Consider the following 15231-nt stretch of genomic DNA (forward strand, 5'->3'; position numbering starts at 1 on the left):
AGGCGGCCTGACAAGGGCGGCGCGACCGGGCGGCCTTGACGAGATCCTGCGTCGGCAGAGGGCCTGCCGGCGACGGATATGCTGGTAGTACCCGTGACCTTGAACCTTGCATGCCCTGCGGGCGACCACAGGGCATGCATTTTATTTTCCGCGTTGCCCTCGTCGTATCCCCGATCCTGGTCCTTTCGCCGGCCCGCGCTGCGTCGCCGGAGGACCGCTACATCGCCGCGCGCGACGCCGCGGTCGCAAAATTCGCCAAGCAGGAGAAGGACGGCAAGATCGACGAGGCCGTCGACAAGGCAGAGGTGGCCGCGCGCGACGAGTTGAAGGGGCAGCTGACGGCGATCCTGTCCCAACCCGCCCGGCCGGGCTTTGCGCCCGCCCAGCTCAATCTCGACACTCTCTATAAGGGCGATATGGGATTCGGCATGCTGGACGGCCTGCGCTTCGATGCGGACAAGGGCAGGGACGGCGGCAAGATCGGCGAAAAGCGGGCTGACGGCAGCTTCGTCGAGCCGAAAGCCCATATCATCGTCACCTCCGAAGTCCTGTTCACGCGCTGGCTGCACGAGCACAAGACGTGGTGGGACAAGGGCAGCAAGAACGTGCCGCAGCAGATCGAACCGGCCCTGAAGTTCGAGGGCCTCTACACGCAGGCGATTTCGACCGACGCTGCGGTGATCAACTTCAACGAGCTGCCGGTCACCAAGCCGGCGTCGGCCACCCTGACTTACGGTTTCCTGGCTGGCCGCACGCAGGACACAACCCCCGAGGCCGCCGACGAGGTATTTGTCGCCGCGCTCGCCAACGGCAAGTTCTACATCGCTTACGGCGAGATCGAGCCCGCCGTGAAGGTGCCGGCCTGTACGGCGATCCGGACCGACTATAACAAGAAGGCCACCGAGGCGGCCGAGACGCTCGAGCGCAAGCAGATCACCCGGAAGGCCTATGACAAGCTCGGCGACCTGCGCCGCCAGGGCGAAGACGCATTCAAGCGCTGCTTCGTTCAGCACGCTCCGGAGCAGCCGGCATTCGCCGAAGCCACCAAGCAGGCCCAGGCGCTGCTGGAGACGGCGATCGGCAGGTAGGTCCGCACGCTATTCCCACTCTCCAAACAGCAGACACATCCACACCACCTGCAGGATCGGCCAGACCGCGAATGCGCTGCATAACAGGCCATTGCCGAGCGGTGCGCTGCGTCGACGCACCCTCACGAGGGAGGTGATTCCGAATGGAAGCAGCAGAAGAAATGTCGGTGCGAAAATCGCGCCGTATAAAATGACAAGCTCCGCGTGAGCGGCAAGGCCTTCCTGCGTGAAGGATTGCAGCAGGAAAAAGTATATGCCGAGGAGAACAGGGGCAAACAGGGCCGACGACGCTGCCGGCGAGACCCCTGACGAATCGACGCCGGGCCTGTTCACCCAAGCCCTGATGATGATCCATCCCGACATGAACATGACGACAAGCGGCACGCCCAGCTTCAACAGCACGTCCTCGGCGCTCATGATGCTCGTCAGGTAGAGTGCCACATCAAGCTCCCTGCGTTGCGACATGAGTGCTTCGATCGTTCGCGATTCATGTCGGTTCGATCGATCGCAGCTCCTGTCTTAACAACGTGGCAGCGCCGATGATGGATTTTGTCGTGCAGAATTCGCGGTTTGTCGTGCAGGGTTTGTGCAGACCGACAGGGTAGCCGCAGCCGTGCTCTTGCCGATGTCTGGCACGCAGGCCCGGTATCGCTGCAATCGATGGCTCGCGAATGGCACGGCGCGGGTTTGATTGGCGACCCGCGCGCGCCTATCTTCTCGGAAAGCTCTGCATCCCGGGGAGACGCCATGAATACCGCCATCAGCCCGTTCCGCATCGCCGTCAGCGACGGTGTCCTTGAGGATCTCCGCAGCCGGCTGCGTCGGACCCGTTGGCCGGAGGCCGAGCTGGTCGACGACTGGAGCCAGGGCGCGCCGCTGAAATGGATCAAGGAGGTCTGCCAGTATTGGGCCGAGACCTATGATTGGCGGCAGCGCGAGGCCCAGCTCAATCGCTTCAGCCAGTTCACGACCGAAATCGACGGGCTCGACATCCACTTCATCCATGCCCGCTCGAGGCATCCCGAGGCGCGGCCATTGATCATCACCCATGGCTGGCCGGGGTCGGTGGTCGAATTCCACAAGGTGATCGAACCGCTGACCGATCCGACGGCATACGGCGGCAGCGCGGCCGATGCCTTCCATGTGGTGTGTCCGTCCTTGCCGGGCTTCGGCTTCTCGGCCAAGCCGGCCGCAACGGGCTGGGGCGTCGATCGCATCGCCACGACCTGGGCCGTCCTGATGCAGCGGCTAGGCTACACTAGGTATTTCGCGCAAGGCGGCGACTGGGGTTCCGCGGTCACCACCGCGATCGGCGGGCAGGATGCGGCGCATTGCGCCGGTATTCATATCACGCTTGCAATGTCGACCCGGCCCAATGTCGAAGGGCAGCCGACGCCGGAGGAAACGCGGGCACTCAACGGCATCAAATACTATGCCGACTGGGATTCTGGCTATTCCAAGCAGCAATCCACCCGGCCGCAGACGCTTGGTTACGCCCTGACGGATTCGCCGAGCGGGCAGGCGGCCTGGATCCTGGAGAAGTTCTGGGCCTGGACCGACTGCGACGGGCATCCGGAAAACATCCTCAGCCGTGACGAACTGCTCGACAACGTCATGCTGTACTGGGTGACCGAGACGGCCGCATCGTCGGCGCGGCTCTATTGGGAAAGTTTTGGGCCCGGCAAGCGAACCCCGCACAAGGTGAGCGTGCCGACCGGCGTTGCGGTATTTCCCAAGGAGATCGTTACGCCGGTCCGCAAATGGATGGAGACGAATTTCACCAATATCCAGCACTGGCGCGAGATGCCGGAGGGTGGACATTTCTCGGCGTTCGAGCAGCCCGAGCTGTTCGTTGGCGAAGTGCGCGAGTTTTTCGGGAAGCTGCGCTAGCCGTGTAGAATAGGTAGAGCCAAGCGAAACCCAACGGAGGGACGTCGGCGTGCTGCTGGACCCCCGCGACGGCGACTTTGAGGACAATGCCGCCAGCCCCGAGCAGCGGTCGTTGTTCGCGATCGTGGGCAGCCTTCTCGTCGAGATAAGCCCGGCGAAACTGCTATTTGCCTGGACAATTTCGATCCTGCTTCCGGGCGTGCTGCTCGGCCTTGCGCCGCTGGTCGCGTCCGCCTGGATTTCGAGCCTTTCGCAACATGTTCTTGGACTGTCCGAAGTGGGCGCCGTGCTGGCGCTGGTTGCGATCGCGGCGTTAGGATGGCTCGGCGGGCGACCGCTGGTTCAAATCGTGGAAACCAGCTTTTGGTCGCTCAACGCGCTCGCGGTCCAACCGAGCTACGCGTTCGCGCGCGAGGCGCTGGGCCATCTGGCGGAGCTGCTCTGGCGCACCGGCGCAACTCCTGCCTCTCGCATGAGGCTGCGCCGTGGCTGCTCTGTCGGTGCTGGCATACTGCTCGCTGCAGGTGCGGCATTGGTCGCGGCCCTGGCTTGGCCTGCTTCGCAATGGACTGCGACCATCAACGATCTGGTTCTGATCCATCGTCTTGTGATGCCGACGTTCGCTAACGCTGTGGTGCTGGTGTCCTGCTATCTTGCGGTCGCATCACTGGCCTGGAGCGTGGCCGACGCCAGCATGGACCAACCGGCTGATCTTGCCGCGTTCGACGCGACGCCACCCGGAGGCCGCTTCTGGCGCCTTGCACATCTGTCCGATCTCCACGTGGTCGGCGAGCGATACGGCTTCCGCATCGAAAGCGGGACGGCTGGTCCGCAGGGAAACGAACGCTTCAATCGCGTGCTGGCGAGGCTTGCGGAAATTCACGCTGTTGATCCGCTCGACCACGTGCTGATCAGCGGCGACATGACGGATGCCGGCCGGCCCGGCGAATGGGCTGAATTTCTTGATGCATTGGCAGGTCATCCCGAACTTGCCGCACGCGTCGTCATGCTTCCGGGAAATCATGACGTTAACGTCGTGGACCGCGCCAATCCCGCGCGCCTCGACCTGCCGTTCAGCCCAAGCAAGCGGCTACGGCAGATGCGTACCCTGTCGGCGATCGCGGCTGTCCAGGGCGATCGCGTCCGCGTCATCGACGGTTCCGGAAAACCATCGGTGACGCTGAACCAGGCGCTGGCGCCGTATCATGATCGGATAACGCAATTTGCGCAGCACGGCGGCGTGCGCCGCGCAGCTGCGCTCCGCGGCTTGTTCGATGATCAGTTTCCAATGATCCTGCCGCCGGACCAGGACGGCGGCCTAGGGATCGCCATTCTCAACTCCAATGCCGACACTCACTTCTCCTTCACCAACGCGCTCGGATTGGTTTCGGAAGCGCAAACGCGGCGATTGGAGGCTGCGATCCGTCATTTTCCGACGGCGTACTGGACCATCGCGCTACATCATCACTTGATGGAATATCCCATGCCGGTGAAGACCTTCGCCGAGCGCATCGGGACGGCCTTGATCAACGGCAGCTGGTTTGTGCGCAGGGTGCAAAAGTTTTCCGATCGTTCGGTCGTGATGCACGGTCACCGTCATATCGATTGGATCGGTACATGTGGTGCGTCGAAGATCGTCTCGGCCCCGTCGCCGGTGATGGGCGCCGACGATGCAGTCACCTATTTTTACATCCACAGAATGACGGTCGGACCGGACGGGAATCTCTGCCTCGCGGAGCCCGAGCGGGTGCAAATTGCCAAAAGCTAGGATGTTCCCGGCTTATCTTCATGCGATCCGCCGAACAGATCGGCGATCCAAGCGGCCGATGGGCTCTCGGCGCAGAAGGTCAGAATAGCGAGCGTGATCGGCACGCCGATGAAAGTCCCGAACAGGCCCCAAAGCGAGCTCCAGAAGAAGATCGCAAACAGCACCAGGAACGGCGAGATCGACAACGTCGAGCCGGCGACCCGCGGTTCGATGTAGCTGCCGACCACGAACTGGATGACGTTGAGGCAGGCGAAGACACCAAACACCGCGGGCCAACTCTCGAACTGCGTCATGGCCAGCAGGGTGGGGAACAGGGTCGCGATGAAAGGGCCGATGAAAGGAATATAGTTAAGGACAAATGCGATCACGCCCCATTCGAATGCGAAAGGCAGTCCGGTCACGGCAGCGAACAGGCCGACCAAGAGACCCGTGACCGCGCTCATCTGCGTCCGCACCAGCATATATTTCCGGAACTTGGCGGCCGTCGCCTCGCTGCCCTTGAGCAGCACGCGCGCAGCCGTGCGGTTCTCCAGCCGCCGGATTCGTCGACCCGCGTCTTCGACCTCGAGAAGCCCGAGCACAACATAGACCAGCGCGATGAGCCAGAAGCTCAACGTGGTGTTGATGCGGCCCGTGACGAATTGCGTGGTGCGCAGCAGCCAGCCGACATTGAAATGCTCCGCCCAAAGGCCGGCGAAGGAGACGCCATGGCCATCCAGCCAGATCACCGCGGCGTCGTAGAAGGCCTGATACCGCGCCGCATCCGCAATCAGGTAGCGCCCGACGCGGCCGAATCCCCACGCCGCCAGTGAGGCAAACGCGGCGCAGGTCGCGGTCGTCACAACGACCGTGATGGCGAGCGCGAGGAGTTTCGGCAGCCACAACTGAAGCCGTTCCTGAATGGGCCAGACGATCGCAATGATGAACAGGGCGGCCGCGAGCGGAGCGAGCACACTGCGCGCCTGAGCTACCGCCGCAGTGACCAGCACCGCGGCGATGATGCCGGTCGTGATCTTCAACCCGCTAGCCATCCTTGGGTTATCCGACCTCCGTGACCTTGCGGGGCAGCTACAGCAATCCCCGATAAATCCCCGGCGCAGAGCCTTCGATGGCCACCGCGCCGACGGCCTTCGAATAGAATTCTGCCGGCCCGACGCCGCCGATGATGGCGTAGCCGAAGCCCTGGTGTTTCATGTCCTCGAGACAGGCGAACAGCAGTGCTTTGCCGATGCCGCCCTGCTGCGCCTTCGGTGCGACGCCGGTCGGGCCGAAGAAGTTGCGGCAGGCCGCGTCGTGGCAGGCGAATCCCACGATCTTCTTTTGCTGGATCGCGATGAAGCAGGAGACGGGTTGGCGGCTGAACGCGACCTCGGTTTCGCTGGCCCACGCCTCGCTGAACGTTTCCCGCACCCAGGCCACCACCTTGTGCTTTTCGGGCGCGAGCGCACGGCGCATGACAATTCCGGCCTTGAGCAACCGATCATAGGCGGGCCGGGAATCGGGCAGGGCATAGAGCTTGACGAGCATGTCCATCCCGCGACCTTAGTTGAAAACGCGGCCCTCGGGCAAATCACAGGAGGAAGGGTAGAGGCGCGTTAGCTCCGTAGCGCGTGGTTAATCCACCCATGACACGGGTCGGCCTCGTCATTCCGGGGCGTGCGAAGCACGAGCCCGGAAATCCATCGCGCCGCGGGCCTTGTGGATGAATGGATGCCGGGTTTCTCGCATCGCGAGCCCCGAAATGACGGAGTTGTGCGGTGGCTGGCGGGGATACCGCTGTCGGCTCTACCATTTCCGCTGTTGCTTGTTCGAGGTCTTGTTCGAGATCCTGGCTTCGCGCGCAACGGCCCAGAAATACCCGCCGCAGAATGCAATAATCGCAACAATCACGGCGGCGGCGATAGTCTCTTGCATGTCGGCGGCTCCCCAAGTACACGTATCTCACATACGTGGGAATTATGCCCACGAAATGGCAAGTCGGTTTCGAGACGTAAAGAGGCGGAGCGAAGGCATGGTGAGAGTCAGCGCAACAGACAGACGTCTTCGGGCGATCGCAGCTCTCATCGTCATGGCCGGCATCGGTTCGGCGCAGGCCGCTCGAACCTCTGATAAATCGGATGTCAGCGGGGGCACGGTCTCTATTCCGATCGACACAAGGAGCCAGACGTCCGCGATGGAGGGCGTGGTGCGCGCCGTCCAGCTTCCCAAGGGCGCTTCCGCGGTCAGCGAGACCTACGGAGACTGGATCGTCAAATGCCTGCTCGATGGCGGTGCTAAGCTCTGCACCCTGGGTCAGACACAGACCTCCAAGGAGACCAATCAGCAGATCTTCGCCATCGAACTGATTCCGAGGGACGGAAAGGCCGAAGGCAACATCTTGATGCCGTTCGGGCTGAAGTTCGACGCCGGGGCCGTCCTCAAGCTCGACGGGAAGGATCTGGAGCAGACCCGATTCTCCACCTGCACGGCGCAAGGCTGTTTGCTTCCCGTGTCCTTTCCCGCTGTCGTGACCGACACCATCAGCAAGGCCAAGACGCTCACCGTTGCCGTGCAGAACATCAACAACGGGCAGGCTGTCGTTTTCAATGTCCCGCTCAACGGCTTCGCCGCTGCGCTGGAACGCACCATTCAGCTTGGAGGCTGACCGGCAATCTCGTCAGCGCGCCAGCACCGGACCGCGTGCCCGTCGGCGCGCGTTTGAAGCGAAGGCCCGGGCTCGCGCTGGCACACCGCTTCGGCGTAGCGGCAGCGTGGACTGAATGCACATCCGTCCGGCGGATTGAGCGGATTGGGAAGCTCGCCCCTTGTCGTCGCGAGCGGTGCGCGGCGTAGTAGATCGGGAATGGCGGCGATCAGGGTTTGCGTATACGGGTGCGCCGGCCGTTCGAATATCTCGCGCCAACCGCCCGTCTCGACAATGCGGCCGAGATACATCACCGCGACCCTGTCGCTCATGTGCTCGACCACGCCGAGGTCGTGGCTGATCATGATGTAGGAGAGGCCGAGAGTCTCCTTCAACTCCAGCAGCAGATTGATGATCTGGGCACGGATCGAGACATCGAGCGCCGAGACCGGCTCGTCGCAGATGACGATCTTGGGATTGAGGATCAGCGCACGGGCGATGCCGATGCGCTGGCGCTGACCGCCCGAGAATTCATGCGGGTAGCGGCCGGCCTGCTCGGGCCGCAGGCCGACATGTTTGAGCATCGCCGCGACGCGTCCGTCGATTTCGCTCTTGGCCGTCACGCCATGCAGGCGCAGCGGGTCTTCGAGCGTGCGGCGAACGGTCTGGCGTGGATTGAGCGAAGCGTAGGGATCCTGAAACACCATCTGGGCGGTGCGGGCCAGCAGCTTTCGATCGACCGATCGCTGGCCGGTCACGACGTGCCCGTCGAGCACGATCCTGCCGCGTGTCGGCGTCAGCAGCCCAAGCAGCGAAAGTGCGACGGTCGACTTGCCGCAGCCGGATTCGCCGACGAGGCCGAGGCACTCACCGCGCTTCAGTTCGAGATCGATACCGTCGACCGCGCGCAGCAGCCGCTGGCCGCCGCCCAGCAAGCCGCCGCCAAGCGGAAAATGAACAGCGAGATCCTCCACGCTGAGGATGACATCGTCGCCGGGCCTCGCCGCGGGTTCATGCATGGTGGTGGCACCTGACGAGGCCGCCTGCACCGAGCCATGTCGTCTCCGGCGCGGTGGTCCGGCAGATCTCGGTCGCCTGCGCGCAACGCGGATTGAAGCGGCAACCGCCTGGAAAGTCAGCGATCGCGGGGACGACGCCGGCGATCTCGCGGAGCCGCGACCGGCCGAGTGCTGCGCGACTGCCAAGTCGCGGCAGCGAGTCGACGAGGCCTTGCGTGTAGGGATGCGCGCAGGCGCGGAAGATGTCGTCCGAGCCGCGTTCCTCGACAATGCGGCCGGCATACATGACGCCGACGCGGCGGCAGACGTTGGCGACCAGGCCCAGATCGTGGCTGATCATCAGGATCGCCGTGCCTCGCTCGGCGCACAGATTGCGCATCAGCTCGATGATCTCCGCCTGCACCGTCACGTCGAGCGCGGTGGTCGGCTCGTCGGCGATCAGAAGATCCGGATCGCATGCCAACGCGATGGCGATCATCACGCGTTGGCGCATGCCGCCCGAAAGCTGGTGCGGGTAGTCCTTCACCCGCCGCTCCGGTGCCGGGACGCGCACGTTCGCCAGCGCCTCAACCGCCAGCCGGTTTGCCTCGCGCCAGCTCTTGCCCTTGTGCAGCACGAACATCTCTGCGATCTGCCGGCCGACCGGCGAGACCGGATTGAGCGCCGTCATCGGCTCCTGAAAGATCATGGCGATGCGGTTGCCACGCAGCGCCCGCTGCTCGGCCGCGGAAAGCCCCTGAATCTCGCGGCCTTCGAAACGGATAGTGCCGGCGGCGACCGAGAGCGGCCGGCGCAGCAGGCCGATCAAGGCGAGAGCCGTAATGCTTTTGCCGCAGCCGGACTCGCCGACAAGGCCGAATGTCTCGCCGCGATCGATGCGGAATGAAACGCCCTCGACCGCCGCAACATGCTTGGCGCCGTCGTCGAGATCGATGCGCAGATCCTCAACTTCGATCAGCGGAGGAGCCGTCATGCGCGCCGGCTCCGCGATTGCGGATCGAGCACGTCACGCAAGCCATCGCCAAGCAGGTTGAGGCCGAGCACCGTCAGGAAGATGGCGAGGCCCGGGAACACCGACAGCCACGGCGCCGTGGTGATCTGGTCGCGCGCCTCCGACAGCATGCTGCCCCAGCTCGGATAGGGTGGACGGATGCCGAGGCCGAGGAACGAAAGCGAGGCCTCTGCCAGTACCGCACCGCCCATGCCGAGCGTGCCGATGACAATGATGGGGCCGACCATGTTCGGGAGCAGCTGCGTGATCATGATGCGCAAATCTCCATAGCCGAGCACGCGCGCAGCCTGCACATAGCCCTGGCTCTTGAGCGACAGCGTCGAGGCGCGTGCGATCCGGCAGGTGAAGGACCAATTGGTCAATCCAAGCGCGATCAGCAAGCTCGTCAGGCCGGGCCCAAGCACCGCCATGATGGCCAGTGCAAAGATCAGCGAGGGGATGGCGAGCATCAGATTGGTCAGCCCGTTGACGACATCGTCCCACCAGCCGCCCCAATAGCCCGCGGTCAGGCCCAGCGTCACGCCGATCACACTATTGACGAGTTGCGAGACGATGCCGACCGTCAGCGAGATGCGCGCGCCGTGCACGACACGGGAATAGATATCGCGACCCTGCGCATCGGTACCGAACCACCAGATCCAGCTCGGCGGTTCTTCCGCATTCATGAGGTTGGCGCCCATCACCGGATCTGTATGTGCGAGCCAGGGCGCGAACAGGCCGACGAAGATCGCAAGCGCGAACAGCAACCCGCCGATGATGGCGCTGGTTCCAAGCTTCATCGCGACCGCTCCGCCGTAACAGTTTGCACGGTCGAGCGTGCGCCGGCGTGGTGAGACTGGCGGCCGTTCATGCGTATCTGATCCTGGGATCGATCACGCCGTAGAGCAGATCAACCAGTGTATTGACGGTGAGGAAGAACAGCACCACCACGAGAATGGTGCCCTGGACGGCTGGAATGTCGCGCTGCAGGACGCTGTCGACCAGCAGCGAGCCGATGCCCGGCCAGGAAAACAGTTTCTCGACGACGACGGCTTGGCCCATCACGACGCCGAATTGCAGGCCGATCGCCGTGAGAATTATGACGAGGGCATTGCGCATCACGTGCCACGTCACGACCCGGGTCTCGCTCATGCCCTTCGAGCGCGCCGTCCGGACAAAATCCGCGGTCATGATCTCGAGCATCGCTGCCCGCGTCGTCCGCGCCAGCAGCGCCATCGGCGAGACACCGAGGGTCACGGCAGGCAGGAGCAGATATTTGAGACTGCCATCGCCATAGCCAAAGCTCGGCAGCCAGCCGAGCTTCAATGCAAACAGATACATCAACAGCAGCCCGAGCCAGAATTTGGCCATCGAGAGGCCGGACACCGCCAGGACCATCGAGAGCGTGTCGACGATGCTGCCTGGCTTCAGTGCGGCGATGAAACCGAGGGGTACGCCGACCGCAATCGCGAACGCGAGCGCTGCGAAGATCAGCTGCAGCGTTGGCAACATCCGTTTGGCAACCATGGTCGTGACCGGCTCGCGGGTCCGGAACGAGGTCCCGAAATCACCCGTCATGAGCTTGCCGATATAGGAGCCGAAGCGCATGTAGACGGGATCGTCGAGGCCGAGCTGCTTTTTCATGCGTTCCACGACCTGCGGGTCTGTCGGACCCCGGCCGTCATCGCCCATGCTCGAGGCGATGCTGCCCGGTACGATGCTGAACAGCACAAAGATCAGCAGCACGACGGCCAGCACGGTCGGAATGGTTTGCAGGACTCGACGGATCGCGAAGGAGAGCATTGGACGTTTTCCTCATCCCCTCCATCATTTCGCATGATGGAGGGAGAGCGATGGCAGCTGTCACTTCGCCGGCGAGGTGTCGTCGACCCAGAGGTCTTCGACGTTTTGATGGGTCAGTTCCGTTGCGTCCAGCTGGATCCCCTTGAGCCAGGGCTGCACCGCCATGACAGCCTTGTTGTAGTTGAAGAACCAGATCGGCGCTTCCTCCTGGAGCAGCGCATTGGCCTTCTGCAGCAGCTGGACGCGCTTTGCGGGGTCGTCGGTCTGTCCGGCTGCATCGATCATCTTGTCGAAGTCCGCGTTCTTGAACGTCGTGTAGTTGCAGGCCGATTGCGGCGTCGCCGAATGGAAGCATTTGAGCGCCGCCTGCGGATCCGGGCCGGTCGCCTGGGAATAGATGAAGGCCTGGAAGTCGCCCTTGCGGATGACCTCCGCCAGGACCGCGGTCTCGACCTGCTTGACCTTCACCTTGATGCCCACCTTGTCCAGCATCGGGATCGCGGCTTCGACGATCGGCAGGCCCCAGCTTTCGTTCTGGCTGGTGGTCCATTCGAATTCAAAGCCGTTAGGATAGCCCGCGTCCGCCAGCAATTGCTTCGCCTTCGCTGGATCGTAAGAGTAGGGCTTCATGGCCTTGTCGTATGCCGGCGAGGTCAAGGGCAGCCAGCTCGTGGCGCGATAGGCCTTGCCCTTGACCAGCTTGTTGATGATCAGATCGGCATCGATCGCGTAGTTGACGGCCTGCCGAACCCGCTTGTCGGAGAACGGCTTGAACGCGGGATTCATCCCCATGTAGCGGGTGAAGACCTCGGCGACCTCGACGATGGTGCCCTTGAGGTTGGGGTCGGCCTGATAGGCGACATACTGTGCGGGCCCAAGCACCGAGGTGTCGATCTCCTTGTTGCGGAAGGCGACATCGCGTGCCGCGGCTTCGCCCATCAGCGATACCACGATCTTGTCGGCATACGGCTTGCCGGGTTTGTAGAAACGGTCCCAGCGTTCTAGCACGATGCGCGATCCCGGCACGTGCTCGACGAATTTGAATGGACCAAGACCGATCGGCTTCTGGAGGAAGCTTTCCTTCCCGCCCTCATCGGCCGGATAGATCGAGGTCAGCGCGGTGAAGAAATAGAAGGCGGGATCGACTTTCTCGGTCAGCTTCATTTCGAGGGTGAAGTCGTCGATCTTCTTCAGGCCGGAGATTTCCTTGGCCTGGCCCTTCTCGACCTCGGCCGCGCCCTCGATCATGCGGACAAAGCGCGCGCCGGGATAGGCCTTGGTGCCGTCCATGATGCGATTGTAGGACCAGATGATGTCGTCGGCCGTCATCTTGCGGCCGTTGTGGAAATAGGCGTCGTCGCGCAGCTTGAAGGTATGAATGAGGCCCCCGCCCGAGACGACAACCTCCTTGGCAAGCTCCGGCACCGGCTTGCCCTCGGTCGAGTCCCAGATATAGAGCGAGCGGTGCAGGGCCTTGGCGTAGATCTCGTCCTGGGCGCGCGGTGTCGTGTGGATGTCCATGCTGGTGAAGCTGGAGCCGTAGGGCGCCGTCATGCGAATGGTCCCGCCCTTGCGCGGTGTCTGGGCCTCCGCCGAGGCGGCGAGTGCGAGCCCGAGGCCAACCGCGATCGCAATCATCTTGAACTTCATGCTTCCCCCAACGGCGCAGGAACATTCCGAACTGCGAGTTGATCATCGGCAGCACGTCCAGCGCAAGGTCCTCACGTGGTGTCGATGGCGACCGGCACCAAATAATTTGTGTCGCCGCGATGCGTGGAGCAGGACCATGGAAGCATTGTGCGTGGTGAGCGCCTGCTCCGACGGGCTGACCTAAAGCCACGGTCAGACAGAATAGGCGGGAGGAGGGCTCTCACCGGGCAGGCGCCGAACCTTGGCTGCAACTTGCGCGAGCACATAAGCAGTTGCGATTGAACGGATTTCGGCTTTCGTCCGGAAATCGCGGAGCCAGGGTTCCGAACCGCATGACAGTCGCAGGGCGGCCTCGCACGCATTCTCGCCGGGACGACGAATGTCGGGGAGCCGGCAATTGCAAATACGACCGTCACAAATACCAGGCCAGCACCGCCTTGAGCCGGGCGTTCTCGCTCACCGGCAGTGCGACCACCTGGTTCATGCCGGAGCTGCGCGCCAGGGTAGCCGCGATCGATTCATCCTGCTTCAGATGCTCGGTGAGTGCGGGCATGCCGGTGGCCCACGCGCCGCCGATAGAGCCTTCGCCGCGGCCGATTGTCTTTGCCGCATAGAGCGTGGCGAGATCGGACTGCTCGCTGCAATCGCCGGAGTGAAACACCAGCGCCGACCGCTGTTCGTTCGGCACCCAGATCTCGAACCGGCGTGCGATCGGCGTCGCCTGGGCCGACAGGAATGTCACCACCCAGGTCTGGTCGCCGGTCGTGTAGGGGATGCCGACGCCGCAATTGATGCCGATCTCGGATGCGTCCTCCCAGCGCAGAAATCCCTTGGAATTGTGCAGATCCTTGATAATCAGCGGCATGCCGGCCTTCCAGGTCCGGCCGGGCAAGCCGAAGCCGCGCGGGAATTTGGTGTGACGCGAGTTGAATTCGAACATGTCGGCGGTGCCGTAGTAGCCGTCGACCAGCGCCATCTCGTGGGATCGATCCGGATCGTTGTGCCAGAGTTCGATCGCACCGACATGCTTCCTGTCGTCACCGCAGAGCAGCACCATCACCGCCATCAGGAATTCGCCGGCGAACACCGGAAGCGCGACGGCGCAGGTCAGGCCGGCCTCGCGCGCCTCGTCGGTTCGCTTGAAATAGGAGTTGGCGAATTCGGTCAGGATGACCGGGTGGCCGCTCGCCCAGGCCTTGCCGGGAAGGCCCTCGTCATAGGCGAACAGCGCGTTCTCGCTGACCGCGTTGAACTCCGCGAACTCGGAGCTGTGCAGGCTGCCGCCGAATTCGAGCCGCGTCCGCGTTGGATCGGGCACCCATAGTTCAACAACGCGAATGAAGGTCTTCATCGCACGCACCTGCCGTCTCGCCGACGTCTAGCATCGGCGATGTCACAGTAAAATGTGCGCTCAAATAGCGGGCAAGCGACGCCCAAAGTTGATGCGAAGGCGCGATTTCGCCTCAGTCTCGATAGGACGGATCGGCGCGATCGAGCTTGCGCAGCAGCGCCGGCCAGGCCAGTTCGCCGTTGCGCGCGGCGCGGCCGGGCTTGGGCAGCATCCGCTCATAGGTGTCTTCGAGGATGTTTTGCGGCGGATAGATCAGCTTGGTGTTGCAGGACAGCGCCATCACCTGGGTCTGGCAGGCGCGCTCGAGGCGGAACAGCACGTTGAAGGCGGCAGGCACGGTGCGGCCGACAACCAGGAGGCCATGGTTGCGCAGGATCATCGCCTCGTTGTCGCCGAGGTCGCGGACCAGCCGTTCGCGCTCGTCGACATTGTCGGCGATGCCCTCGAAGTCGTGATAGGCGATCTGCAGGAAGCGCATCGAGGTCTGCGCCAGCGGCAGCAGGCCGCATTCCATCGCGGACACCGCCATGCCGGCGGGGGTGTGGGTGTGCGCGACGCAGTCCATGTCGTGCTTGGCCATGTGGATGGCGCTGTGAATGACGAAGCCCGCGACGTTGACGTCATAGTCGGTGGCGTTGAGCAGCGTATTGCCCTCGACGTCGACCTTGATCAGGCTGGAGGCATCGATCTCCTCATACAGCATGCCGTAGGCATTGATCAGGAACTGGTCGGTGGTGCCGGGCACGCGGCAGGAGATGTGGTTCGCGATCATCTCGGTCATGCCGTACATCGCCGTGAGGCGATAGCAGGCGGCGAGATCGACGCGAGCTTGCCACTCCTCGGCGCTCACCTGGTCGCGAACGGATTTCACGACCTTGATCGCGGGTGAGCTGACGGGTGGATTCATGGCGTTCTCTCCTTGAGACATCTGCGGGGCCGAGGCCCGATTGTTGGTGTGGACCATAGCAGAATCGGCACGGCAGCAAGCGGCGGCGCGTCTGCTTATTTGCAGGTCTGGCGGGCAAAAACCGAATGCGGCATTGGCGCA

15 protein-coding genes are annotated in these 15231 nt (G+C 63.2%); 4 read left to right on the forward strand and 11 right to left on the reverse strand.

Going from position 1 to position 15231, the window contains the following annotated elements; all coding sequences use genetic code 11:
* The first annotated feature begins 134 nt into the window (after nt 1–134).
* Nucleotides 135–1088: a hypothetical protein gene (locus BraRD5C2_RS13200; protein ID WP_223968963.1), complete on the forward strand. Its 954-nt coding sequence runs from the start codon at nt 135–137 to the stop codon at nt 1086–1088.
* A 9-nt stretch (nt 1089–1097) separates the two neighbouring features.
* Here BraRD5C2_RS13200 and BraRD5C2_RS13205 read toward each other — a convergent pair whose 3' ends face one another.
* Nucleotides 1098–1529: a hypothetical protein gene (locus BraRD5C2_RS13205; protein ID WP_223968965.1), complete on the reverse strand. Its 432-nt coding sequence runs from the start codon at nt 1527–1529 to the stop codon at nt 1098–1100.
* A 306-nt stretch (nt 1530–1835) separates the two neighbouring features.
* Between BraRD5C2_RS13205 and BraRD5C2_RS13210 the strand changes: the two genes are divergently transcribed.
* Together BraRD5C2_RS13210 and BraRD5C2_RS13215 are read left to right on the forward strand one after the other, a co-directional pair.
* Entirely contained in the window at nt 1836–2978 is a 1143-nt protein-coding gene (locus BraRD5C2_RS13210) for an epoxide hydrolase family protein (RefSeq protein ID WP_223968967.1), read from the forward strand.
* 49 nt (nt 2979–3027) lie between these two features.
* A complete protein-coding gene (locus tag BraRD5C2_RS13215) occupies nt 3028–4746 on the forward strand; it encodes a metallophosphoesterase family protein (RefSeq protein ID WP_223968968.1) in 1719 nt (572 codons plus the stop codon).
* Here the strand turns inward: BraRD5C2_RS13215 and BraRD5C2_RS13220 are convergent.
* From BraRD5C2_RS13220 to BraRD5C2_RS39390, 3 genes are all read right to left on the reverse strand, one after another.
* Nucleotides 4743–5777 (reverse strand): AI-2E family transporter, encoded by a 1035-nt coding sequence (locus tag BraRD5C2_RS13220; protein WP_223968970.1) that lies wholly within the window; start codon nt 5775–5777, stop codon nt 4743–4745. The genes BraRD5C2_RS13215 and BraRD5C2_RS13220 overlap by 4 nt on opposite strands.
* Before the next feature lie 37 nt (nt 5778–5814).
* Complete coding sequence (locus BraRD5C2_RS13225) at nt 5815–6279, reverse strand: GNAT family N-acetyltransferase (RefSeq protein WP_223968972.1); 465 nt, start codon at nt 6277–6279, stop codon at nt 5815–5817.
* A 252-nt stretch (nt 6280–6531) separates the two neighbouring features.
* Nucleotides 6532–6660, reverse strand: a complete 129-nt coding sequence (locus BraRD5C2_RS39390; RefSeq protein ID WP_263009975.1) for a hypothetical protein — start codon at nt 6658–6660, stop codon at nt 6532–6534.
* Between the two features lie 97 nt (nt 6661–6757).
* On the opposite strand from BraRD5C2_RS39390, the gene BraRD5C2_RS13230 reads away from it, so the two are divergent.
* Nucleotides 6758–7390 (forward strand): invasion associated locus B family protein, encoded by a 633-nt coding sequence (locus BraRD5C2_RS13230; protein WP_223968974.1) that lies wholly within the window; start codon nt 6758–6760, stop codon nt 7388–7390.
* On the opposite strand, the gene BraRD5C2_RS13235 is transcribed toward BraRD5C2_RS13230, so the two are convergent.
* The 7 genes from BraRD5C2_RS13235 to BraRD5C2_RS13265 all read right to left on the reverse strand — a co-directional run bounded on the left by BraRD5C2_RS13235 (nt 7375) and on the right by BraRD5C2_RS13265 (nt 15090).
* Entirely contained in the window at nt 7375–8388 is a 1014-nt protein-coding gene (locus tag BraRD5C2_RS13235) for an ABC transporter ATP-binding protein (protein ID WP_223968976.1), read from the reverse strand. The two genes, BraRD5C2_RS13230 and BraRD5C2_RS13235, sit on opposite strands and share 16 nt — an antisense overlap.
* On the reverse strand, nt 8381–9361 hold the full coding sequence (locus BraRD5C2_RS13240) for an ABC transporter ATP-binding protein (protein WP_223968978.1): 981 nt from the start codon (nt 9359–9361) through the stop codon (nt 8381–8383). Before BraRD5C2_RS13240 ends, BraRD5C2_RS13235 begins: the two co-directional genes overlap by 8 nt.
* The gene (locus BraRD5C2_RS13245; RefSeq protein ID WP_223968980.1) at nt 9358–10179 is read right to left on the reverse strand and encodes an ABC transporter permease; all 822 of its coding nucleotides are present in this window, start codon (nt 10177–10179) and stop codon (nt 9358–9360) included. The genes BraRD5C2_RS13240 and BraRD5C2_RS13245 overlap by 4 nt, the downstream gene beginning before the upstream one ends.
* 67 nt (nt 10180–10246) lie before the next feature.
* A complete protein-coding gene (locus BraRD5C2_RS13250; protein WP_223968982.1) occupies nt 10247–11182 on the reverse strand; it encodes an ABC transporter permease in 936 nt (311 codons plus the stop codon).
* 60 nt (nt 11183–11242) lie between these two features.
* On the reverse strand, nt 11243–12832 hold the full coding sequence (locus BraRD5C2_RS13255; RefSeq protein WP_223968984.1) for an ABC transporter substrate-binding protein: 1590 nt from the start codon (nt 12830–12832) through the stop codon (nt 11243–11245).
* 412 nt (nt 12833–13244) lie between these two features.
* A complete protein-coding gene (locus tag BraRD5C2_RS13260; protein ID WP_223968985.1) occupies nt 13245–14183 on the reverse strand; it encodes a GAF domain-containing protein in 939 nt (312 codons plus the stop codon).
* Between the two features lie 112 nt (nt 14184–14295).
* Nucleotides 14296–15090 (reverse strand): class II aldolase/adducin family protein, encoded by a 795-nt coding sequence (locus tag BraRD5C2_RS13265; protein WP_223968987.1) that lies wholly within the window; start codon nt 15088–15090, stop codon nt 14296–14298.
* Nucleotides 15091–15231: the final 141 nt, after the last annotated feature.

This window comes from Bradyrhizobium sp. RD5-C2, from assembly GCF_019972155.1.
GTDB lineage: Bacteria > Pseudomonadota > Alphaproteobacteria > Rhizobiales > Xanthobacteraceae > Bradyrhizobium.

Bases quoted from the DNA above. Each gene is read 5' to 3' on its own strand.
- BraRD5C2_RS13200 (WP_223968963.1), top strand. From the start codon at position 135: ATGCATTTTATTTTCCGCGTTGCCCTCGTCGTATCCCCGATCCTGGTC.
- BraRD5C2_RS13210 (WP_223968967.1), top strand. From the start codon at position 1,836: ATGAATACCGCCATCAGCCCGTTCCGCATCGCCGTCAGCGACGGTGTC.
- BraRD5C2_RS13245 (WP_223968980.1), bottom strand. From the start codon at position 10,179: ATGAAGCTTGGAACCAGCGCCATCATCGGCGGGTTGCTGTTCGCGCTT.
- BraRD5C2_RS13255 (WP_223968984.1), bottom strand. From the start codon at position 12,832: ATGAAGTTCAAGATGATTGCGATCGCGGTTGGCCTCGGGCTCGCACTC.
- BraRD5C2_RS13250 (WP_223968982.1), bottom strand. From the start codon at position 11,182: ATGCTCTCCTTCGCGATCCGTCGAGTCCTGCAAACCATTCCGACCGTG.
- BraRD5C2_RS13240 (WP_223968978.1), bottom strand. From the start codon at position 9,361: ATGACGGCTCCTCCGCTGATCGAAGTTGAGGATCTGCGCATCGATCTC.
- BraRD5C2_RS13235 (WP_223968976.1), bottom strand. From the start codon at position 8,388: ATGCATGAACCCGCGGCGAGGCCCGGCGACGATGTCATCCTCAGCGTG.
- BraRD5C2_RS13230 (WP_223968974.1), top strand. From the start codon at position 6,758: ATGGTGAGAGTCAGCGCAACAGACAGACGTCTTCGGGCGATCGCAGCT.
- BraRD5C2_RS13260 (WP_223968985.1), bottom strand. From the start codon at position 14,183: ATGAAGACCTTCATTCGCGTTGTTGAACTATGGGTGCCCGATCCAACG.
- BraRD5C2_RS13220 (WP_223968970.1), bottom strand. From the start codon at position 5,777: ATGGCTAGCGGGTTGAAGATCACGACCGGCATCATCGCCGCGGTGCTG.
- BraRD5C2_RS13225 (WP_223968972.1), bottom strand. From the start codon at position 6,279: ATGGACATGCTCGTCAAGCTCTATGCCCTGCCCGATTCCCGGCCCGCC.
- BraRD5C2_RS13265 (WP_223968987.1), bottom strand. From the start codon at position 15,090: ATGAATCCACCCGTCAGCTCACCCGCGATCAAGGTCGTGAAATCCGTT.
- BraRD5C2_RS39390 (WP_263009975.1), bottom strand. From the start codon at position 6,660: ATGCAAGAGACTATCGCCGCCGCCGTGATTGTTGCGATTATTGCATTC.